At 60.8% G+C, this 21,757-nt stretch carries 17 protein-coding genes and 1 tRNA gene; 7 read left to right on the plus strand and 11 right to left on the minus strand.

The window, feature by feature from the left end; genetic code table 11:
- Nucleotides 1–87 precede the first annotated feature (87 nt).
- Entirely contained in the window at nt 88–312 is a 225-nt protein-coding gene (locus BLT00_RS06530; protein ID WP_003201785.1) for a YgdI/YgdR family lipoprotein, read from the plus strand.
- A gap of 132 nt (nt 313–444) precedes the next feature.
- On the opposite strand, the gene BLT00_RS06535 is transcribed toward BLT00_RS06530, so the two are convergent.
- The 8 genes from BLT00_RS06535 to BLT00_RS06575 all read right to left on the minus strand — a co-directional run bounded on the left by BLT00_RS06535 (nt 445) and on the right by BLT00_RS06575 (nt 13,626).
- Nucleotides 445–2,298: a polyurethane esterase gene (locus BLT00_RS06535; RefSeq protein ID WP_092143604.1), complete on the minus strand. Its 1,854-nt coding sequence runs from the start codon at nt 2,296–2,298 to the stop codon at nt 445–447.
- Nucleotides 2,299–2,467: 169 nt separating this feature from the next.
- Complete coding sequence (locus BLT00_RS06540; RefSeq protein ID WP_256572759.1) at nt 2,468–5,560, minus strand: autotransporter serine protease; 3,093 nt, start codon at nt 5,558–5,560, stop codon at nt 2,468–2,470.
- A gap of 244 nt (nt 5,561–5,804) precedes the next feature.
- Complete coding sequence (locus BLT00_RS06550; RefSeq protein WP_092143610.1) at nt 5,805–7,154, minus strand: TolC family outer membrane protein; 1,350 nt, start codon at nt 7,152–7,154, stop codon at nt 5,805–5,807.
- A gap of 14 nt (nt 7,155–7,168) precedes the next feature.
- Entirely contained in the window at nt 7,169–8,503 is a 1,335-nt protein-coding gene (locus BLT00_RS06555) for an HlyD family type I secretion periplasmic adaptor subunit (protein WP_092143613.1), read from the minus strand.
- Nucleotides 8,500–10,299 (minus strand): type I secretion system permease/ATPase, encoded by a 1,800-nt coding sequence (locus BLT00_RS06560; RefSeq protein ID WP_092143616.1) that lies wholly within the window; start codon nt 10,297–10,299, stop codon nt 8,500–8,502. Before BLT00_RS06560 ends, BLT00_RS06555 begins: the two co-directional genes overlap by 4 nt.
- 139 nt (nt 10,300–10,438) lie before the next feature.
- Nucleotides 10,439–10,861 carry an AprI/Inh family metalloprotease inhibitor gene (locus BLT00_RS06565; protein ID WP_092143753.1) on the minus strand — a complete coding sequence of 141 codons (423 nt, stop codon included), beginning with the start codon at nt 10,859–10,861 and terminating at the stop codon, nt 10,439–10,441.
- A gap of 70 nt (nt 10,862–10,931) precedes the next feature.
- On the minus strand, nt 10,932–12,389 hold the full coding sequence (locus tag BLT00_RS06570; protein ID WP_092143619.1) for a serralysin family metalloprotease: 1,458 nt from the start codon (nt 12,387–12,389) through the stop codon (nt 10,932–10,934).
- 340 nt (nt 12,390–12,729) lie between these two features.
- Nucleotides 12,730–13,626 (minus strand): LysR family transcriptional regulator, encoded by an 897-nt coding sequence (locus tag BLT00_RS06575; RefSeq protein ID WP_063321308.1) that lies wholly within the window; start codon nt 13,624–13,626, stop codon nt 12,730–12,732.
- Between the two features lie 132 nt (nt 13,627–13,758).
- Between BLT00_RS06575 and BLT00_RS06580 the strand changes: the two genes are divergently transcribed.
- Both BLT00_RS06580 and BLT00_RS06585 read left to right on the plus strand, forming a co-directional pair.
- Entirely contained in the window at nt 13,759–15,222 is a 1,464-nt protein-coding gene (locus BLT00_RS06580) for an MFS transporter (RefSeq protein ID WP_092143623.1), read from the plus strand.
- A 193-nt stretch (nt 15,223–15,415) separates the two neighbouring features.
- Nucleotides 15,416–15,694: a DUF1652 domain-containing protein gene (locus BLT00_RS06585; protein ID WP_003201764.1), complete on the plus strand. Its 279-nt coding sequence runs from the start codon at nt 15,416–15,418 to the stop codon at nt 15,692–15,694.
- A 272-nt stretch (nt 15,695–15,966) separates the two neighbouring features.
- Here BLT00_RS06585 and BLT00_RS06590 read toward each other — a convergent pair whose 3' ends face one another.
- Nucleotides 15,967–16,638, minus strand: a complete 672-nt coding sequence (locus BLT00_RS06590) for a Bax inhibitor-1/YccA family protein (RefSeq protein WP_003201763.1) — start codon at nt 16,636–16,638, stop codon at nt 15,967–15,969.
- 124 nt (nt 16,639–16,762) lie between these two features.
- Between BLT00_RS06590 and BLT00_RS06595 the strand changes: the two genes are divergently transcribed.
- The 3 genes from BLT00_RS06595 (at nt 16,763) to BLT00_RS06610 (ending at nt 19,891) form a co-directional block, all read left to right on the plus strand.
- A tRNA-Ser gene (locus BLT00_RS06595) sits at nt 16,763–16,850 on the plus strand.
- 124 nt (nt 16,851–16,974) lie between these two features.
- Nucleotides 16,975–17,829, plus strand: a complete 855-nt coding sequence (locus tag BLT00_RS06600; RefSeq protein WP_083569183.1) for a prohibitin family protein — start codon at nt 16,975–16,977, stop codon at nt 17,827–17,829.
- Nucleotides 17,830–18,094: 265 nt separating this feature from the next.
- The gene (locus BLT00_RS06610; RefSeq protein ID WP_092143629.1) at nt 18,095–19,891 is read left to right on the plus strand and encodes a DAHL domain-containing protein; all 1,797 of its coding nucleotides are present in this window, start codon (nt 18,095–18,097) and stop codon (nt 19,889–19,891) included.
- Nucleotides 19,892–20,042: 151 nt separating this feature from the next.
- Here the strand turns inward: BLT00_RS06610 and BLT00_RS32080 are convergent, their stop codons facing one another.
- Together BLT00_RS32080 and BLT00_RS06620 are read right to left on the minus strand one after the other, a co-directional pair.
- Nucleotides 20,043–20,234: a hypothetical protein gene (locus tag BLT00_RS32080; protein WP_013693334.1), complete on the minus strand. Its 192-nt coding sequence runs from the start codon at nt 20,232–20,234 to the stop codon at nt 20,043–20,045.
- Nucleotides 20,235–20,337: 103 nt separating this feature from the next.
- Nucleotides 20,338–21,237: a polysaccharide deacetylase family protein gene (locus tag BLT00_RS06620; RefSeq protein WP_063325087.1), complete on the minus strand. Its 900-nt coding sequence runs from the start codon at nt 21,235–21,237 to the stop codon at nt 20,338–20,340.
- A 230-nt stretch (nt 21,238–21,467) separates the two neighbouring features.
- Here BLT00_RS06620 and BLT00_RS06625 point away from each other — a divergent pair, with 230 nt between their 5' ends.
- Nucleotides 21,468–21,722: a DUF6555 family protein gene (locus tag BLT00_RS06625; RefSeq protein WP_063321314.1), complete on the plus strand. Its 255-nt coding sequence runs from the start codon at nt 21,468–21,470 to the stop codon at nt 21,720–21,722.
- The last annotated feature ends 35 nt before the right edge of the window (nt 21,723–21,757 follow it).

Below are 21,757 nucleotides of genomic sequence, written 5' to 3' on the forward strand. Positions count from 1 at the left end.
CGGCAAGCGAGACCAATGGCGGTTGACTAACGTGATGGCGCGGTCGAATCAGTTGCTCCGTGTCCTTTTAATTGAGAGGTTATGGTTATGAACATCAGGTTTCTGGGCCTGCCCATGGTCGCCGTGGCATTTCTGGCTCTGGCTGGCTGCGCGTCGCCAACCGTGGTGACCTTGCAGAACGGTACCCAGTATTTGACCAAGGACACCCCCAATACCCGCACCGCTGACGGTTTCTACGAGTTCGAGGATATTTCCGGCAGGAAAGTCCGGGTCCGCGCCGATGATGTGGCAACCATTCGCAAGGAAGACTGACTGAATTCCAGTGACTTGCCTGGAATGCCGCCATCGCGAGCAAGCTCGCTCCCACACTTGTTTTCCGGTGCTCGCAGAATCCTGTATTCACCATCCATCCCTGTGGGAGCGGGCTTGCTCGCAAAGGCGATATCAGGCGAACACGATCCCTTCGCCCCCCACCTGACCCAGACCAACGCCCACCAGGGTCACGGAACTGTCGCCGACCTTGAACAGCGTGTCATTGCCCACCTGTGACAGGTACTGGCTGTAGTCATGACCAGCCCCGGCGCCCGGCACGCCGAGGAACACCAGCTTGTCCCCCGCGTCGTAGCCGCTGATCCGGTCCTGGCCGAAAGCGCCGTTGAAGAGGAAGGTGTCACTGCCGGCCCCCGCTTGCATCTGGTCATTGCCCGCACCACCGACGAAGGTGTCGTTACCCGCGCCGCCTATCAGCACATCGTTGCCGTCCTGGCCGAACAGCCAGTCGCCCTTCGCTCCCGCCACCAGGGTGTCATTGGCCACACTGCCCTTGATCGACGAGGCATATGCCGTCAGGTTGGCGCCGGCCACCAGGCCATTGGCGGTGACGCTGTGGCTCACCTCATCCTTGAGCAGCCCCCAGAACAATCCGGACTCCTTGCTGACCAGCGTGCCGATGTCGCGGGTGATGCTGATCGCGCCATGGGCGTCGCGGACATACAGGGTTCCGGCCCCGTCATGGGCGACGCTGAAATCCTTCACCGACTGCTGCAGTTGCAGGTTATTGCTGCCCTGCCCGCCCAGGATCACGTTGTAGCCACCGCCATCACGAAAAGTGTCATTGCCGGCGCGGCCTTCCAGGTAGTCGTTACCCTGGCCGCCCTGGATCAGGTCGTCGCTGTCGCTGCCGATGATGAACGTGCTGCCGGTATGGGGTTCAGCGTTGCGATTGAGGTCCTGCACCCAGGTATTGGCCCGCGCGGGGTCCGACAGGTTGGCGACGATGATGGTGGAGTCTTTTTCGGTGAGGTCGTAGAACACCGACCCCATGATCCGGCCCATGCCATCGCCGTAGCCGGTAGGCAGGTGGGAAATCCAGGTGGGAATGTTGAGAATGGAAAACGGCAACACGTTCCACGTCGCCGAAGCGTAGTGGTCGTTGAAGCTGACGATGTTGTTGGTGGCCGATTCCTGTTGCCCATCGTGCACACCCACCGAGGCGAGGTTGAACGTCGAGCCGTCCAGGGCGCGAAACACCGGATCGTTCTCGTAACCGATGTTCAAGACCTTGTCGGTACTGCTCTGGGTTGGCGAGGCGTAGGCGATGTAGTTGGCACTGGAGTAGAACCCCGACCATTGGCTGGTGCTCAAGTCCGCCAGGCTGTTGACCGCCAGCCCACCCAGGCTGTGGCCGCTGACCAGCACGTCGTTGCCCGTCAGGCCATGGGCCTGGGCAAATTTCGCGACGTCGCCCAGCAGGTTGCCAAAGGCTTCGCCGACGTAGTTTTTCGCATAGTCCTTGGGTCCCAGCGCGGCCATCAGGTCGTTGACCGCGTCACCGATGGAATCGCCGATCAGATTTTCCCGAGGGCCGCTGGTGCCGCGAAATGACACGCCGATTTCCTGCAGGTGTCCCGCGCTGTCGTATTTGCCGAGGATCTCTACCTGCGCAGTGGTGTAGCCGGCCTTTTCACCGAAAAACGTCCCGCGGCCATCCACCTTGCCGGCGTAACCCAGTTGCGCGGCGCTGATGGGCGTCCAGCCGGCCTTCTGTACCGCCTCCAGGGCCAGTTTTTCCGAATCGGGGTTCCACGGCACGCCGGGAATCACCCCTTGGGAATCGGTGCCCCCCAGCAGTGCGGTCACCAGGGTGGCCGGCAGGCCGGCACCGAAGCCGTTGTGCTGGTAACCGGAGGCAAAGCCATTGTCGAGGTTATGGTAGGAATACAGCATGATCGCCATCGCGTCGCTGACCAGTGCCTTGGATTCGGCAGTGCCGAGGTTCTTGTAGTCGTAGATGCCCATGGTTGTTGCTCTCTTTTGTTGTTGGAATACGGGAACCGGGAGGTACAGCTGTTGTGGCGAGGGAGCTTGCTCCCGCTGGAGTGCGAAGCGCTCCCCCGGGGCGGCTGCTACGCACCCGAGCGGGAGCAAGCTCCCTCGCCACGGGGGTATATCCAGCCCTTCTTCTTGGTCAGAACTGCCAATCCAGGGTCAGGCCCACGCCGTGGGTTTTATCCCGGGAGCCGATCAGGCCGTTGTAGTCGAGGTTGACCCGCACATCCTTGGCGACCGCAAGCCCGGCACGGGCACCGATCACGGCGGCGTTGCGGTCCATGGACACGCTCTGCACCGCGAAGGTGTTGCTACTGCCGGCGAAGGCCAGGTCCTGTTCGGACGTGGTATGGCTCAGGTTGTGCTGCCAGCCAAGGGAGCCGGACAGTTGCAGTTGCTGTTGATCCGACAGGGCCAGGGCATGGCTGGCCCGTACGCCCAGGGTCGAGAGCACGGCATCGCGGCGGTCGGCATCCCCGTGCAGGGCCGCGTTGTCGCCGTTTTCATGGAAGCTGTCGCTGTCCAGGTGCACATAGGCCAGGTTGGCAAACGGCTCCAGGGCTACCGGTTGCAAGTTGAGGCGATACGCCGCTTCGGTGAAGAGCTGGGTGGTCCGGGCATCGCGCTTGGTTTTCTCCCGGCCACTGACGTCGCCCCATTGCAGGTCCCGCTTGACGTCGATGCGATGCCAACTGTGGGCAGCGCCAACGGTCAGGCGTAGCGCGTCGATTTCATGTCCCAGGTAGGCCCCCAGGTGATAGCTGTCGGCCTTGGCCGAGGAATGGGTGCCTTCACCCATGCTCAACGAACTGTCGCTGTAGCCGGTGACGAAGCCCAGTCGCGTCTGGTCGCTGATCAGTCCGTCGACACCGGCCAGCAGCCCGCCGATGGAACTGGTCGTACTGGCGTGATCATTTCCACCATCGTTTTTGCCCCAAGCGCCCAGCACCTTGAACCAGGCATTGCTGCTGGCATCGGTCGGCGTACCGGCGTCGTACAGGGCGTCCTGGCGCAGGCGATCACCGACGGCGTCGCGCAACTGACGACTGTCGTTGATCAACAGTGTGCCAATGGCCGGATGGATTTCACCGGACAGTTGCTGGAATGCCTGTTGCGCCACGGCGGTGCTGGGCGAAAGCAGCAAGGCCTCGTAGAGTCCGTTGCCCGCGCCCAGTCGTTCGGCGGCCGAGGCGACGGAGCGCTGGTTTGGTGTCAGGCCGAGGCTGGCAAATGACGCGTCGTTACGCTCGACCGCCAGTTGAATGCCACTGGTGCTGTACGCCAGGTCGCCCCCCAGAAACGCATAGTTGGGCAAGACGCCAGCGAAGCGCCCGTCAATACCATCGGCGGCCTGCAGGATATTGAACTGCCTGCCCAACAGGCTTTTCACCTCGCCAGCCGTCAGCAGTGTCGGGCTGTTTTCCAGGGACAACGACACCGTCGCTCCGTCAACGGACGCCTTGCCGCCCGCCACGATCAGGTCGCTGGCGGTGGGCGAGACTTCCACTGCGTAGTTCGAACCGGGCTGGAACGTCACATCGCCGGCCACTTGCAAGGTGCCGATGGAGTTACCTGGCGCCACGCTGGCGCCGCGGTTGGCGGTCAGGCTGGCGATGCGCCCGTTGCCACCGAGGATGCCGCCGTCGTTGACCGTAACGGCCGAGGCCAGCGAGCCATTGATCGCCAGTCGCCCTTGATTGACCAGGGTCGGCCCGCTGTAGGTGTTTGCGCCGGTGAGCACCAGGGTGCCGATGCCCTCCTTGGTCAGGCCGCCGTGGCCGGCGATGTCGTTGCGCCAAACGTCCAGGCCACATTGGATGCCGCTGCACACCCGTTCCGTGGGTTTGCCGGCATCGATGATCGCGCCAATGCCCGGCAGGTCCACCACGAACTGACCGGAACCATAGGCGCCATCGATACGAAACTCTGCGGGGATGTCCTGCTCGGTCACCAGCATCGATGGACCGTCGATGGCCTTGCCCAGGTTGATCATGCCCCAGCCGTATAACGAATCGACGCCCGGCGCGCCCATGTCGGTGGCGGTGGTGCGCAGGACGCTGGCGACCTGGGCGCCGGTCATGTAGGGGAAACGCTCCATCAACACCGCCACACTGCCGGCAACATGGGGCGCGGCCATGGAGGTGCCGCTCTTGTTGGCGTAGCCGACAGTCAGGTCGTCGGCACTGGTGCCGCCGATCACGGCGCTGTAGACCCGGGTGCCGGGGGCCGACACGCAGAAACTGGCGCTGTAGCCACAGCGCGACGAGAAGGTGCTGATGGTGTAAGGATCGGCGCTGGCGGTGTCCGGATTGACTTGCAGCGCCGCCACGGTGAGCCAGTTCGGCGCGATGTCCGGCACAAAATACGCCAGGCCCGCGATGGCATCAGGGTTATTGAGGTTGTAGTCGTTGCCGGCGGCGAAAATCGTGACGATACCGCTGCGGGCTGCGGCGATGGCGCCCTCGTAGGCGCCGCCAGGCTTGGTGCCCAGCAGCGGCTTGATCTGATCGAATTGCAGTTGCGCGTCCTGCACGGTGAAGTGCGGGAACGCCGGATCGCGGCCGCCCTGGTCGAAGCGATCGGTGATGCCAATGCCCCAGCTGTTGTTGATGATGCGTGCGCCGCTGGCGATCAACGCGTCCCAACCCGCCTTGTACACTGCGCCATCGTTGCCCAGGATGATGCCGTCTTCGGGGCCCGGGTCGCCGTTGTCGGCGCTGATGATCTGCGCATCGTACGCCACGCCGTGCATCGGGCTGCCATCGCGACTGCCGGCAGCGATCCCGCCGACATGGGTGCCGTGGGAACCCAGCTTGCCATCGGAGCCAACGGTGGGCGAACCGTCGTAGCGGAACGGATCACCGGCTTTCACCGGGATGTAGGGGTCGGTGTACTCGCGGATACCACTGGTGACCAAGGTCACGACTTTGCCAGTGCCGGAGAACTCCGGGTGCGCCGCGTAGACCGGCTGGTCGAAGATCCCCAGCTTGACGCCCTTGCCGGTATACCCGGCGGCGTAGGCCTGTTGCGCGTTGATTGCCCCCAACCCCCATTCGGCGTTGAATTCACTGCTGCGCCAACTGTCTGGATTACCCGCCCTGCCGCTCTCGACATAAGGCGCCGCCTGGGCCGTGCCCAAGGTCGCCAGTGCACAGAGCACGGCGCGGTTGAGGGCCTTGGGCAGAAACACGCGCCCCGTCTGTCGGGGCTGTTTGTTGTTATCGATTTTCATCACGAACCATCCTTAGTTGTTGCAAGAATCCTGGAGTTGCGCGGCCTGATGGAGCCTGTCCTGGCCTAGTGGTTTGCTTTGCCTTTGCCTTTGCCTTTGCCTTTGCCTTTGCCTTTGCCTTTGCCTTTGCCTTTGCTTTTGTCTTTGTGGCGAGGGAGCTTGCTCCCGCTGGGCTGCGTAGCGGCCCCAAAAAAAGCCTGCGAGCGCTTCGCACTCGAGCGGGAGCAAGCTCCCTCGCCACAGGTCATTGAATGGGCGCCCGGGACACAAACGCCTCGTCCACCTTCGCCAGGTCCTGCGGGCCGAGAGTGCCGGCGTAGTAATGCAGCTTGGTCCAGGCCATGAGGTAGTCGTAACGGGCCTGGGCCAGGTCGCGGCGGGTGCTGTAGAGCTGTTGCTCGGCATTGAGTGCATCGAGGTTGACCCGCTCGCCGCCAAGGATGCTTTGCCGGGTCGAGACCACCAGCGCTTCAGCGGAGCTCAGGGCCTTCTGATAAGCGCGCAGCTTGTTCACCCCGGACACACAGGCGCTGAACTGGCGGCGCAATTCGATCAGCGTCTCGCGGGTCTTGGCCTCCAGCTCGTATTCGGCCTGTTCCATAGTGCGGCTGGCCTGGCGGGTCGACGCCGAGACCCCGCCACCGGCGTACAGCGGCACGCTGACTTCCAGGCCGATGGTGTTGGTGTCGTAGCGTTGGTTGTAGGTATTGCCACTTTCCGATTCGTTCTGGCGCATCGTCGCGTAGGCGCTGACCTTGGGCAGATGCCCGGCGCGGTTGCGCTCCACCTCGAAACGCGCCACGTCGACGGCTTGTCGCTGGGACGCCAGGCTGGGGTTGTTGCTCACCGCCAGCGCGTGCCATGTGTCGAAACTGGCCGGTTGCAAGGCAAAGGTCTGGAAGGTGTCATGCAGCGGCGCCAGGTCGCCGATATCCAGGGCCGGGACGCCAATCAGCGAGCCCAGCTCGCGCAAGGCGGCATCCTGCTCATCTCGCGCCTCGATCTCTTCGGCGATTGCCAATTCATAGCGCGCCTGCGCCTCAAGGATGTCGGTGCGCGTACCTTCGCCCTGGCGAAACAGATGCTCGTTCTGGCGAAATTGCTGCTCGAACGCCTTTTTCTTGGCCTGGGCAATGTCGATCTGGTCCTGGGCGAACAGCGCCTGGGTGTAATGACTCAGCACTCGCACCAACAACTCCTGGCTCTTGCCACGAAAACTTTCATCAGCGAACAACGCCTGGGCCACGCCCTTGCGATAGGCCGCGTACGCCTCGTAGTCCAGCAGCGGTTGTTGCAACGTCAGGCTGGAACCGTAGCTGCTGTAGTTGCGATCATCATGCTGGCTGGCGCCGCGATCGTTGAGGTACGTGACCTTGGACTGGTTGTGACCCTTGTTGTAGCTGTAGCCCAGGTGCGGCAGCAGCCCGGCGCGGCCAATGGCGCGATTTTCCTGGCCCGCATCGCGCTCCTTGATCGCGCCCAGGTAGACCGGGTCATTGCGCAGGGCCCGCTCGTAGAACTCGAAAGGCCCCATGGCCCAGGCGTTGTTGCACACGGAAGCGGCCAGCACGGCTACCCAATAGAAACGCTTCATACCGCCGGACATCCTTATTCTTCGGTCAACGCAGAGCCGGCTCGGTCGAGCAGCGGTTTGAACAGGTAGTTGAGCAATGAGCGCTCGCCGGTGCGCACGAACATCTCGGCCGGCATGCCGGGCTTGATCACCAGGCCGTTGAGCTTGTCCATCGCCACGTCGCTGACGCTGCTGCGCAGGACGTAATACGGCGCGCCGGTCTTCTCATCGAGCATTTGATCGGCAGAAATCAAGCTGACTTCCCCAGGCACCCTTGGCGTGCGGTTCTGGTTGAAGGCGGTAAACAGGATGTCCACCGGCAAATGCGCGCCGACCTTGTCGATCAGGTGCACCGGCAGATGCCCTTCCACTTCCAACCGCGTGCCCTGGGGGACGATTTCCAGCAAGGTGTCGCCCTGGCGCACCACGGCGCCCTCGGTGTGCACCCCCAGGTTGACGGCGATGCCATCGGCGGTGGCAAGGATTTCGCTGTGTTGCAGCTCAAAGCCGGCGGATTTCAGTTGCTCTTGCAGGGTTTCGCTCTTGAGCTGGGCGTCGGCCAACTGGCTGCGCACCTCTTTCTGGTATTCCTCGTTGTGCTGCTGCAGCTTGAGCCGCGACTCGACGATCCCCTGCTCCACCCGCCCGCTTTCGCCGCTGTTCTGCGCCAGTTCCTGCTGCACTTGCGACAGCTGGCGTTGATAGTCCAGCAGGCGGTTGCGCGGGATATAGCCGTTGTCGGCCAAGGGTTGCAGGCTGCCCAGTTGCAGACGCAGGGATTCGGCCTGGGCGGTCAGGTCGCTGCGGGCCCGACGCATACCCGCCAATTGCGCCGCCGCACCCTCGATGTTGGCGCGCAACGCCGCCTGCTCCCGGGCGAAGGCTTCGCGGCGGCTGCTGAACAGTTGCCGCTGGCCTTCAAGCACCAGGGCCAGGCGTGGATCGGGATCGCGACTCAGCTCAGCCGGGAAACTTACCTGTAACAGGTTGTCCCGCTCGCTTTGCCAGCGCGCCAGGCTCGCCCAGGTCATCCGGTACTGCGCCTGCAGCGATTGCACATCGGCGGCGGCCTGGGTCTGGTCCAGGCGGAACAGCGGCTGGCCCTGCTTCACCGCTTCGCCTTCGCGCACCAGGATCCGGCTGACCACACCGCTGCTCATCGACTGCACCGCCTTGCGCTTGCCTGAAACCACCACGGTGCCCTGCACGGGGATGCCTTGGTCCAACGGCGCCAGGCTGGCCCAGGTGAAAAAACTGCCCGCGCCAACGAGCGCCAGTGCCCAGCCCACGCGCGTGAAGAAGTGGGCGTCGCGCTCCGGCCGCTCAACGTCCTGCGTATGTTCGAGATTCATGTCGAGCTCCTTGCTCATGCGCCGCCGGGTTTGCTGGCGGCCTGGTACTGGCGACTCATGCTCAGTCCGGTGGGGGCCACCTGGGGACTGTTCGGCGGTGAGCTGCGTGGCGCGTTGTCCTGTGAACCCGACTGGCCGGAAAGCGCCCGCAACACTTGCTGGCTTGGGCCGAAGGCTTGTAGCCGGCCTTCGTCGAGCACCAGCAACTTGTCGGCCTGGGCCAGTGCCGAGGAACGATGAGTGACCAGCACGACACTGGTGCCCTGGGCCTTCATCTGCGCGATGGCACTGGCGAGCGCCGCTTCGCCAACCGTGTCGAGGTTGGAGTTGGGTTCATCGAGCACCACCAGGCTCGGCCGGTCGTACATCGCCCGGGCCAGCGCAACCCGTTGTTTCTGTCCGCCGGACAAACCACCGCCGTCCTCCCCCAGCACCGTGTCATAGCCCTGGGGCAGGCGCAGGATCAGCTCATGGACCCCAGCCTGCTGCGCGGCGGCGACGACCTTTTGCGGATCGGCTTGGCGAAACCGGGCGATGTTCTCGGCGATGCTGCCGCAAAACAGCTCGATGTCTTGTGGCAAATAGCCGATGTGCGGGCCGAGTTGCTCGCGATTCCAACGATGAATATCGGCCCCGTCGAGGCGCACCGTACCCGCCAGGGTCGGCCACACGCCCACCAGCACCCGGGCCAGGGTGGACTTGCCGGAACCGGACGCCCCCAGCACACCCAGCACTTCCCCCGCGGCCAGGCTGAAGCTGACCTGCTGCAGCGTCGCGTTGCGTTGCCCTGGCGGCCCGGCGCTGACGTGTTCGAAACTCACCTGGCCCTTAGGCACAGGCAGCGTCATGCCGTCGTCCTGGGGCGCAAACGCTTGCAACAGCACGTCGAGACGCCGGTAAGCCAACTTGGCGCCGCTCCACTGCTTCCACACGGCGATCAACTGGTCGATAGGACTCAACACCCGGCCCATCAGGATCGAGCCGGCAATCATCATCCCGGCGGTCATGTCGCCCTTGATCACTAGCAACGCGCCCAAACCCAGCACCAGCGACTGCAGGCACAGGCGCAGGGTCTTGCTCAAGGAGCTGATGACCGCGCCGGTGTCGCTGGCCTGGTTCTGCAGGCCCAGAAACCGTGAGTGCACGGCGAACCAGCGGCTGCGCAGCGCGCCGAGCATGCCCATGGCCTGGATCGTCTCGGCGTTGTGCAAATGGCTGGTGGCCAGTTGACTGGATTGTTGCGAGTAGACGCTGGCCTGCCCCAAGGCCTTTTTGGTCATGGCCTCGTTCAGGCAGGCCAAACCGATCAGCAGCAGCGTGCCGACGGAGGCAAACACGCCGAGCCACACGTTGAACAGGTAGATCACCAGCAGATAGATGGGAAACCACGGTGCGTCGAAGAACGCGAACAGCGCCGGCCCGGTGAGGAATTGGCGAATATGCGTGAGGTCGCCCAGGGATTGCCCGGCGTTGCCTTCACCCTGGCGCAGATTGCGCTCGAACGCGGCCTTGTACACCTGGAGATTGAAGCGTCGCTCCAACTGGCTGCCGATGCGGATGACCACGAAGCTGCGGACCATTTCCAGCAGCCCGATGAATACGAAGAAGCCGACGACCATCAATGACAACATCGCCAGCGTGGTCTCGTTCTGTGATGACAACCCGCGGTCATACACTTGGAGCATATAAATCGAAGGCGCGAGCATCAGGACATTGATCAGCGCGGTAAAACATCCAACACTGATCAAAATATTTTTATAATCGCCTAGCGCTTTAAACAGCGGCGCCGCAGCAGCGCTCCTTACCCTATTCATGATCTTCCTTGTTGTTGGCTTCGCCAGCGAACTGGCCGTTATTCAACTTGCCAATCTTTGTTTTTCGATTCGGCCGACACCGAAAAGCACGCCTGTTCAAACAAGCGCACTTCGTTCAAGACTCAACTGTACTCATTCGTTAATGAGCACTCTGGGACTTGTTTCGTTCAAGCCTGAGTATCAAACCGGACTTCAACGTCATTTGATAATGGTCTCCCTGACGCAGGCCCAAGTGTGTCCTGGAGTCTTGTTTGCCAATCAGGGAAAGTCCGTCGGGTTCAGTGAACCAACGAACCGGCTCATCCCCCAGCCATTGGCCCAGGCAATCGGTTTGCCCGCCCAGGGTCTGATCCGCCTTGAGTTCGACGAGGCAACTGTTGGACGGTTTGTCCTGCAGCGCCTGGGTTTGCGCGTTGTCCTGCGGGCTCGACAAAACAGCCTGCCACTGACCGGCCAACTGCGAGGGTTCTGCTAACAACAGGCTGCGCGCCATGGCGGCTTCTCCACAAAACATCATCAGCGTAGCGAGCAACCCGGCGGTTGCTCGAACGCTACTGGGCATGAATTTTCTACGCATTTTTTCATCCTGGCCGAGGTCCCGCAGGAGCAGCCGCCCCCACGGGAAAGGGACATCAGGCCACGATATCCGAGACCGCAGCCTGGCCAACGGTGCTGACCAGGAAGTCAGCCACGCCGTGCCCGGAGAAGTCCACCGACAGCAGGCTGTTGCCACCCGATGTCGACAACACCGCATCGCCCGCCGTACCAGTGAACGCGCTCACAAAGTGCAGGCCCGCGCCCTTGGTGATACCGGTCAGGTCGATCTTGTCCAGGCCGCTGACGAAATCGAGGATCTGGTCCGTCGCTCCAGGCCGCGAATCGGAACTGGCGGCGAACACGAACGTGTCCGACCCCGAGCCGCCCCAGAGTTTGTCTGCACCACCGGCCCCCCAAAGGATATCGTTGCCCGCTCCACCCTTGAGCTCGTTGGCTACCGTGTTGCCGATCAGCAAGTCGCTGCCGGAGCCGCCGATGGCGTTTTCGATGACGGCACCCTTGGCGATGGAGACGTTGCCTACCATGCCGCCAACATCGGAGAACGAGGCGTCATTGAGGTTGATTTTCTGGTTCTGGGTGAAACCGGAGAAATCCAGGGTATCGCGGCCACCTGCGTCCCATACCGAAAACACCACTTTGTCCGACGATGATGACGCACTGAGAAAATCGCGACCGGTATTGGAGTTGAAACCGTAGGTCGAATCGCCGGTACGGGTCGTGGTGTTGGCACCGTAGAGCTTCTGGATGGCCGCGATGTCATCCATCAGCGGACCGGAGGCGTAGGCTTCGACGCCGCCCTTGCTGAAGTTCTGGTCGGTATTGCTTTCGCTCCAGTAGCTCATGACGCTGTAGCCACGGGTGTCCTGGCCATAAGTGGCGTCATCGTAGGTCGGGCTGCCTTCGCCAGCGTTGTAGTCACCCGGGTGGGCCAGGCCGAGGGTGTGACCGATTTCGTGGGTCAGGGTCTGGCGGCCATAGTTGTTCAGTTCCGGGTTCTTGTTCTGGGTGTAGCTGCTGTTGATCAGGTACCAGGAGGTCCCGTCATAGCCGGCACCCGTCCCTGGCAGATAAGCAAACGCAGCCGCGCCATCCTGGCCGCCGCTGTAGTTGCCGAAGGTCATGTGACCGTCGCCGCCGCTGGCTTTTTCGGTGAAGGTGACATTGGCCACGTCCGCCCAGGATTGCATGGCCAGGGCGGCCTGGCCTTTCTGCTGCGCACTGAACTGGCTGAAGCCGCTGATCCCATGCTTGTTCATGGTGCTGAAAGAGGCGGAAGTCAGGAAAGTGTAGGTCAGCTCGATCTTGCCGCTGCCGTCCCGGTCCTGGTAAGCCGCACCGTCGCGCAGCAACTGAGTGGCCGCCTCGTCGACAGAGTACGACGGTTTGCCGTTGACGGTCAGGTTACCGCCCCGGTCGTATTGGTGGCTGAAACTATTGATCTGGTTGAACGCATTACTGGCAGCCGCCAATGATTGCGGCGCCCAGAGGAGTTGTTCGGCAGAATCAATAGCGCTGCTTTTGACTTTCGACATAAACACACTTCCTTGTTTGCAAATGGAACAGTTTTAGTCAGACAGACAATCTCTGGCGAGATCGTCCTATCACTCGCCCAATGAGGACGTAAGAAACCTGACACAATTGGAAATCAAACGTCTAGCAATTTTTTTCGTTCAATTTCACGCCCTGCCCGTAACGCCCATAAACAATAGGGTTCTGCCTCGTTAGTGCCCCAACTAAACCGCCCGAGTTGCGGATTGTCGGACAAAAAACTATTTAAATATTAAATATCGATAACTAGCAATTTGCGTACGGCGTCGCACTTTCGCCAACTAAGTGCCAGCGAAATGCTATTAACGAATATCTACTAAATCTCTACGGTTTACGTGCGCATACTTCCCGCAGACAACTTCGAAGCCAACGATGCACAGGATCGGCGTCCATCCGCGGATGCCAGAGCATGGCGATCGTGAACCCAGGTACGGAAAACGGCAGCGTAAAACTGTGCAGGCCGACCCGCAGGCTCGCGGTGTAGCGTTCGGGCACGCTGGCGATCAGGTCACTGGAGCGGGCCAGTCCCAGCGCCGAGGAAAAGCCTGGCACCGTGGTGACGATTTCGCGGGACAGATTCAGAGCCGCAAGGGCCTGGTCGATAAGGCCATGATCCAGGCCGCGCATCGACACACCGACATGCCCGCCTGCGGCATAACCGGCAGCGCTCACCGTTGCCTGGCTCAGCGGGTGTCCCGCGCGCACAACGCCAATCAAGCGGTCGCTGAACAACGCCTGGGTTCGTAGTTCCGGGCTGGTGTCCTTGTCCACGACGGCGGTCTCCAGGTCCACGGTGCCTTCGCGAAGTGTCGTGCTGTCCCGGTCGGTCTTTTCCACAAAGCGTAGGCGCACGCCGGGCGCTTGCTCGTGGATGCGAGTGATGAGGTCGATGGCAAAGTTTTCCACGAACCCTTCACGGGTGCGCAACGTGAAGGTTCGGCTCAAGCGCCCAAGATCCGGGGTCGTCACTGGCCGCAGCACCGCCTGGGCCTGCTGCACCAGGTGGCTGACCTGTTCGCGCAACTCCAGCGCACGAGGTGTCGGCACCAACCCTCGCCCGGCCCGAACCAACAGCGGGTCACCGGTGGTTTCACGTAACCGCGCCAGTGCCCGGCTCATGGCCGACGGGCTGAGCTGCAAGCGCCGGGCGGCCCGGGCCACGCTGCCTTCCGAGAGCAGCACATCAAGGGTGACGAGCAGATTGAGATCAGGCGAGGACATGGCGGTATCTCGATTTGAACAGATGGCGTTTGTTGCAGCTATAACGTGCAAATGCTGCGTCTTCCGCCATGTTATGCCCAGGCGTAACGTTCTGACAGCTCCGTTTCGAGCGCCACGGATACAGGTGACACGATGAAACCCGTCAACACGCAACAAAACCGGCCGGCAACCGCGCCCGCACACCGGCTCTTTTCACCTCGCTGGGCCCTGGCCAGCCTTGCGCTCTCGACGCTGCTGGCCTCCCTTGGCGCCAGTGTGGCTGCGGTGGCACTGCCGACGCTGGCCGAGGTGCTCGGAGCCTCTTTCCAGCAGGTCCAATGGGTGGTGCTGGCCTATCTGCTGGCAATCACCACGCTGATTGTCAGTGTCGGCCGCTTGGGAGACCTGATGGGCCGGCGCAAGCTGCTATTGGCCGGTATCGCCCTGTTCACCTTGGCATCAGCGGTATGCGGCCTGGCGCCCTCGCTTTGGCTGCTGGTCGCCGGTCGGGCGCTGCAAGGCCTGGGGGCCGCCATCATGATGACGCTGACCCTGGCGCTGGTGGGCGAGACGGTCGACCAGGAAAAAACCGGCAGCGCCATGGGGCTACTGGCAACACTGTCTGCAGTGGGCACAGCCCTCGGACCGTCCTTTGGCGGCATGCTGATCAGCGGGTTCGGTTGGCCGGCCTTGTTCCTGGTCAACATCCCTCTGGGCCTGTTGACGCTAGGGCTGGCGTGGTATTCGCTACCGGTGCGTGAAGTGCCGCCGAAGCCCGAAGGAACCCGCTTCGATGTAACCGGTACCTTGCTGTTGGCAGTGACGCTCGCCACCTATGCCTTGTCCATGACTTCCGGACGCGGGAGCTTTGGCGGATTGAATCTTGCGCTGCTGCTGATCGCCCTCGTGGGCGGCGGGCTATTCATTCGGGCCCAGTCCCGGGCCGTATCGCCGTTGATTCCCTTGAAAGTGTTCCGCGACAGATCATTGGTATCAGGCCTGGTGACGAGCGCCCTGGTTGCGACGGTCATGATGGCGACGCTGCTGGTCGGGCCTTTTTACTTGTCCATCACCCTCGCACTGCCGGCGGCCTTTGTGGGACTGGCGCTGGCCGTAGGCCCATCTGTTGCGGCGCTGGCCGGAGTACCTGCCGGGCGCCTGGTGGATCGCTTCGGCGTGCACCCCATGCGACTCGCCGGCCTGGCGAACATGGTGCTCGGCTGCCTGATGTTATCACTGGTCCCCCCTACCCTTGGCACCGTCGGCTACCTCGCGGCTATCGTGGTGACGACCCTTGGCTATGCGTTCTTCCAGACGGCCAACAACACGGCAGTCATGGCCGATGTAGCAGCCCAGAGGCGAGGCGTCATCGCCGGGCTGCTCAACTTGTCGCGCAACCTGGGTTTTTTCACCGGAGCCTCCGTGCTCGGCGCGGTGTTTGCAGCCGCGGCGGCGACGAATGACATTACCGGCGCCAGCCCCGCAGCCGTGACGAACGGTCTGCACATGACCTTCGCCGTCGCCCTGGCGATGATGATCCTGGCCCTGCTCATCGCCTGGAAAAGCCGCGTCCCAGAGCCATTGTCCAAGCCTCGGGACAAGCCCAGCCAAGCGTGATGGCATTCTGGACATTGCCGTTTAAGTCGTGATCCAGATCAAAAAAAGTGAACCAATCGCAAAACGGACTGAAAAAATCCACATGAGCTTCATTTTCAGGTGCTATTTTTAGTTCTCACTGGTAGAGCCATGATGGCTCTTCCTTCCTGACATGAGCAAAAGGAAGCGCTCGATTGAAGAAGGCGGGCAACACATGAATAAAGGATCCTTCAGCAAGGTTACGTTCCCCAATGCTTGCCAGTTGATGCGCTGGCACTTCCATCCCATGGGATTCGAAGCAAGCATGGATGCGCCTGGCAGCATGGTTGCCCGGCTGTTTGACCGTGCCAGCGGCGAGACCATGATCGCCATTGCGGGTATCCCCTGCGCGACGGTGATGAATGCCCCGGATGTTGAACGAATAATCGAGGCCGTGGAGGCCGAGCTGGAAGCCTTTGTACCACCGGTGGGGTTGCGGCGGTTTGCCTCTTAAGTCCACTTCATGTGGCAATACCGTTTACCTGGGCTCCAAAAGCGGCACTTCCCTTTTTCCAAGGGTGGTGCCGTTTTTTTTGAGAGGGGTTCGGGATTTACTTGCTTTGGTGTGTATATCCGTTGCCGCAGAAATGGATATCCCCTCCCCCAAAAATGCACCTAAAAACGGAAAACCAAAAAAAACGGCGCTTTTCATCTCTGAAAAACGCCGTTGTTTCTAGGTGAACAGCATCACGCCAAAGCGGGCTTCTCACCTCATCATCCATGCAATCAGTCGTCGCGACCCATCAGGCCGAACAGCTGCAACAGGCTGACGAACAGGTTGTAGATCGATACATACAGGCTGATGGTGGCCATGATGTAGTTACGCTCGCCGCCGTGAATGATGGCGCTGGTCTGGTACAGGATGCAGACCGAGGAGAACAGCACGAAGCCGGCGCTGATCGCCAGTTGCAGGCCGCTGATCTGGAAGAAGAAGCTGGCCAGCGTCGCCCCCAGCAACACGAAGAAACCTGCGGTGATAAAGCCACCCAGGAAACTCATGTCCTTGCGGGAAATCAGCACGTAGGCCGACAGGCCACCAAATACCAGTGCGGTCATTGCGAAGGCCGAGCTGACCACTTCGGCGCCGCCCTGCATTTGCAGGTAGCGATTGAGGATCGGGCCGAGCAAAAAGCCCATGAAGCCGGTCAGGGCGAAAGCCGACACCAGGCCCCAGGCCGAATCACGGAGTTTGTTGGTGAGGAAGAAAAGGCCGTAGAAACCGATCAGCACGACGAAGATGTTCGGGTAACCCACCCGCATCTGTTGTGCGACATAAGCCATCACACCGCTGAAAGCGAGCGTGAGTGCCAGCAAGCCATAAGTGTTGCGCAGGACGCGGCTAACCTCTAGCTGCTCAGCCTGCACGCTGTTGTTCACTGCGTAATCCTGTTCGCGCATGGCGACACTCCTCCGGTTTTGAAACATTCAGTGGCAAGGATCATAACAGACGCTCTGTAACAAGCTACGTAGAGAGTTTGACAGTGTGTTTCATTCGGGTATTATGGCGCCCGCAACGCAGTACGGAGGTGTGGCCGAGTGGTTTAAGGCAACGGTCTTGAAAACCGTCGACTGTAACAGGTCCATGAGTTCGAATCCCATCGCCTCCGCCATTTTTTAACGTTAAAGCCCTGATTATTCAGGGCTTTTTCGTGTCTGGCATTCAGAACGCCAATTGCAGCTTCAACATTGGACACCGCTATGGCAAACGCTCCCAAGCCAATCAAGGAAAGAAAAGTGACCAGTAAAACCATCGGCTCCATCGTTGCTGCAATCGCGGGCATCGTCCTGTTGTGCGTGTTCTTTGGCAGTTGGTACACGGTCGACGAAACCGAGCGTGGCGTTCTGCTGCGCAACGGGGCGCTGGTCGGGGTGATTGAACCGGGACTGTCCTTCAAGACGCCCTTTATCGAGTCGGTACGCCTGATCAGCGTCCAGAGCCAAGTGACGGCTTATGAAGACCTCCAGGCCTACAGCAAGGACCAACAGTCCGCCCAGCTCAAGGTGTCCGTGTCCTGGCACATCGCGCCTTCCGATGTCGCGAAGGTCTATACCCAGTTCAAGGACCTGGAAGGTATCCGCGACCGGATGATCAGCCGCCAGGTGCCAACCCAGGTGGAAAACGTATTCGGCAAGTTCAACGCCGTGGCTGCCGTGCAGAACCGCGTCCAACTGGTCAACGATATTTCCACGGCCATCAAGGCGACCATTACCGGCCCCGTGATCATCGACAGCGTCCAGGTCGAGAACATTGACTTCAGTGACGCCTACGAAAAAGCCATCGAAGCGCGCATGGCTGCGGAAGTCCAGGTCAAGACCCGCGAACAACAGCTCGCCACCGAGCAGGTACAAGCACAGATTCGCGTGACCCAGGCCCAGGCGGAGGCCGATTCGCAAGTTGCGCAGGCCAAGGCAGACGCACTGGCGACCGAGTTGCGCGGCAAAGCCGAGGCCGAAGCCATCAAGGCACGGGCCCAGGCCCTGGCCAGCAACCAGAACCTGGTGGAACTGACCAAGGCCGAACGCTGGAATGGTGTCTTGCCAACCACCGTGCTGCCAAACGGCGCCCTGCCCTTCATCGACATCAAGTAATGCCACCGGCGCGGCTATCCGGCCGCGCCTGCTTCACTGCGGCGCGCTGCGCAGCAAGCATCGCCCCTCTCGTTAGCGCTACACTCAGCCATGAAACCGACGTTCATCGTTAGCAGGGAGCTCAACGTGTACCCAGGCCAAAGCAAACCGGCACGCCACCCCCGCACGACGTTTACTTTTCCCCCTTCCGGCTCCCCCTCGAGCCTCTCTCCGCCCTCGAGCATTCACCGACTCCTTCGATAAGCGCCCTGAACAGGAGAATAGCGTGACCACTATTATCAAAAAATATAAATGGCCCGCCCTATTGGCCATCGCGCTTGTTGTTTTTTCGGCTCTGATATTCTTTTTGATCAAGTCATACACGTACGACTCATCGACCTACTTCGAATCCCGCGACTTCATTCGCCAGCTCAAGCAAGCCGACGCAAACTGGAACGTCAAGATCCTCAGGAAAAAGATCGGCATGAACAACAACCTGTCGTTGACACCGCCACTCGAGGCCGGCAGTCGATGGGAGCAGTTGGAGCAGCTCAATAACGCTGGCCCACTGGCCGTTCTTTGGGCATCCAGACGCAACGGCTACGTGGACGCGGTCAAGAACAAAACGGTGCTGGTCGATCAATTCCAGCAACACAACGCCAATCTACGCACCGCCCTGGATGCGTTGCCGATGGTCGAGGACGGTATTCAAACCTTGCTCGACGGGATGAGCGCCGAAAGCCCGACGGAACATCTGGCAACAGCTTCCAATGTTCGTGAGCTGACGCTGACGACGCTGGAGTACGCACTTTATGTCACCTCGGACAAAGCCGAGGAAGTGCAGCGCCAATTGAGTGATCTGGAAAAATACGTCGATCAACTGCCTGCGACCAGCCAGCCCCTTTTCATTGCCCTGACCCAGCACGTCAAATCCATTATCCAGGAACAACCGATCGTCAATGATCTGCTGGATCGCATCAGCGTGATTCCGGTGGCCCAGGAACTGGACAGCATCACCGAGCTATTGAACGAGACCCAGCGCAGGACCGCCGCTGCGGACCGTCAATACCATATCTACCTGGGCGCGTGTGCCAGCCTCATGGCGCTGTTGATGATCTACCTGGCGGTGCGACTGGTTCGCAGCTACGCCGTCATCAACCAGATCAACCAGCAACTGCAAACGTCCAATGAACGGCTCGAAGAGCGCGTGCAGGAGCGCACCCGAGAACTGATGGAGGCAGAACGCGAACTGGTAGATGCGGCCCGAATGGCGGGCATGGCCGAAATCGCCACGAATGTGTTGCACAACGTCGGGAATGTGCTGAACAGCGTGAACATTTCAGCCGAACTCGTCACCCGCAAGTTGAGGAACAGCAAGACGATCGGGCTCACCAAGGCGGTCAAAATGATGAATGAGCATGCCGAAGATCTTGGCCAGTTCATCACCCATGATGAAAAAGGTCGGTTGTTGCCGCGTTATTTCAACGAACTGGTCGACTCCATCGCCGCAGAACAAGCCGTGCTTATCGATGAGCTGGCGCAGTTGACCAAGAGCATCGATCACATCAAGGAAATCGTCACCACTCAACAAACCTATGCAGGGGCAGCCAGGCTGATCGAACCGCTCAATGTCAGCGATCTGTTCGAAGATGCGCTACGCATGAACTCGGGCGCGCTCAGTCGGCATCACGTCACCGTCATCAAGGAGTATCAGGACGTTCCTGCGATCATGGGCGACAAGCATAGGTTGCTGCTGATCCTGATCAACCTGATCAGCAACGCCAAATTCGCGATGTCGCACATCAGCGAGCACCCACGGGAGATGACCCTGGGGATCCGCATCCTCGACGAAACGACACTATGCCTCAGCGTCAAGGACCGAGGCGAAGGCATTTCCCCGGAGAACCTGGCCCGCATCTTCAATCACGGTTTCACGACCCGCAAGGACGGCCATGGGTTTGGCTTGCACAGCTGCGCCCTGGCGGCGGTTGAAATGAATGGCCGCCTTTATGTCCATAGCGACGGACCGGGGCAAGGTGCTCTGTTTACCCTGGAAGTCCCGTTGGAATTGGCCCGCGCCTGATCATCGTGACGGGCGCGGGCTGGCCCGCCGGCATCGCGAGCAAGCTGCTCCCACAGGGGATTTTTGGTGAACAGCCGGAAAAACTGTGGGAGCGAGCTTGCTCGCGATAGCGGTGTACCTGTCACCGAGAGAGTGGATGTACCGGCCCCCTCTATTTCGTGTTTACAGGCCGGCCACTACGGGCTCTTCGGGTCGGCAACGCGGCGGCGTAGGCCAGCGCTTCCTCACGGGAAGCAAAGGAACCCAACCGGTCAGCCTGGGTGCAGACCCTCCACGGGCCGCTGTTTACGCTAAGCACGTCATAACCGTTGATGTGCATTTTCGTCAGCATTGCAGTACTCATTGGTCACCTCCGACTTTAACCAAGGGTGCACGGCCTACCATACACGCGGATTGCGCTGGGCGGCCAACCGAACGTCGCGACACCCGCCGCATTCGTGGCGCTCTCAGTGGGAATCCGAATCCCACAACCAGTCCCACAGCCCCGGCAAATGCACGGGCCCAGCGCTGTGATCGACCGTCCGAGCCAAGGCCGCTCGCTCCAGCGCCTGGTGGTCATCATAGAACGGCTTGGCGTCGGTCCTCACGCCGGTAGCCTTGGCACTCTCGAGCAGGATTTGCAGGTATTCGCGAGCATGCCGGGCGGTATAACGATTGATGTCGTGAAACGTCACCACCACTGGAATAACCCCATCCACCGCTGGCAGTTGCCCGGCGGCGATGCGCTCGCGCACTTCGGAAAGTTGCCGGGTCAGGTTGATCCGCCGCCGCGGGCTCATCGTGATGCCCCAGACTTTGCCGTCATTAGCACTCAGGTCGGTCAACAGAATGTGCAGGCCATGCTGTCGGTAGGCGGCCGCAGTGCGCTTGTCGAAGCTCCAGAATGGCGGCCTCACCAAAATCGGTGCCGCACCGCTAATGGCAGCGATGTCGCTCCCACCATTGTTGAGCGATTGCTCCAGCTCATCAGGGCTCAGCGACCGGTGATTGGTGTGCCAGTGGGTCGCCGTATGAAAGGCCAGCACATGGCCTTCCTGCTGTTCACGGCGCATGACCGAGCGGCCAATATCACTGCCACCAGCACGTGGTGCGCGAGTCTGCAGGAAAAATACCGCCTTGATGCCGGGCTGTACCGGATTGTCTGCGAGTGCGTCGAGCACCTCCAGGCTAGGGTTCCAGAAAGACGAGGCACTGGGACCATCATCGAATGTCAGCAGGAAACGGATCGGGGGGTGTTCGCGCAAACGTTGCTCGGTTTGCGGCGTCAGTTCGATGGGGGCGCCAATGCAACCCGACAAACCGATGGTGAGGGCTGCGACGAACAGCACCCTGGCGATGTTTTTCATGTCTTGCCTTTTGTTGATGCCGCGCTGCGTCGCCTTTGATCCCTGGCCTACGGTGTTGAAGCTCACCTTGGAGAAGGGTAACCGGGTTTGGTTCCTTGCCGCGAATTCCGACCGCTCTGGTATTGCTCCGTGCTCGAGCCTGGGCGGTATTAATTTGACCGTCTGGAAATTCGATGGAATTTTCCGCATGCCTTTGTATCCATCCGTATAGGACTAATTAGGGAGGATTTATGGGCGGGCCATCGCTTTACATCATCGACTACATGCTCCATGGCGAACCCAAGTCATTCATTATTCGCGCAGAAGCGATGAATAACTCCGAGGCTTGGCATTGGGCCAGTTGCGACGCGGGGGTCGGGCGCATACCGAAATTCGGGAGAGAGAAGGTCAAGCGGGTCTCCAAGCCCCTGGCTGAAAAATACGGTATTACCGACGTGCGCTGGCGGGCGAGCGTCACGCCGTCCTGGGTCAAGGAGTCCAGCTGATACCATTGGCATTGTTTGCGACGCACCGGCTGTCT

The organism is Pseudomonas sp. NFACC51, assembly GCF_900103575.1.
Taxonomy (GTDB): Bacteria; Pseudomonadota; Gammaproteobacteria; order Pseudomonadales; family Pseudomonadaceae; genus Aquipseudomonas; species Aquipseudomonas fluorescens_Q.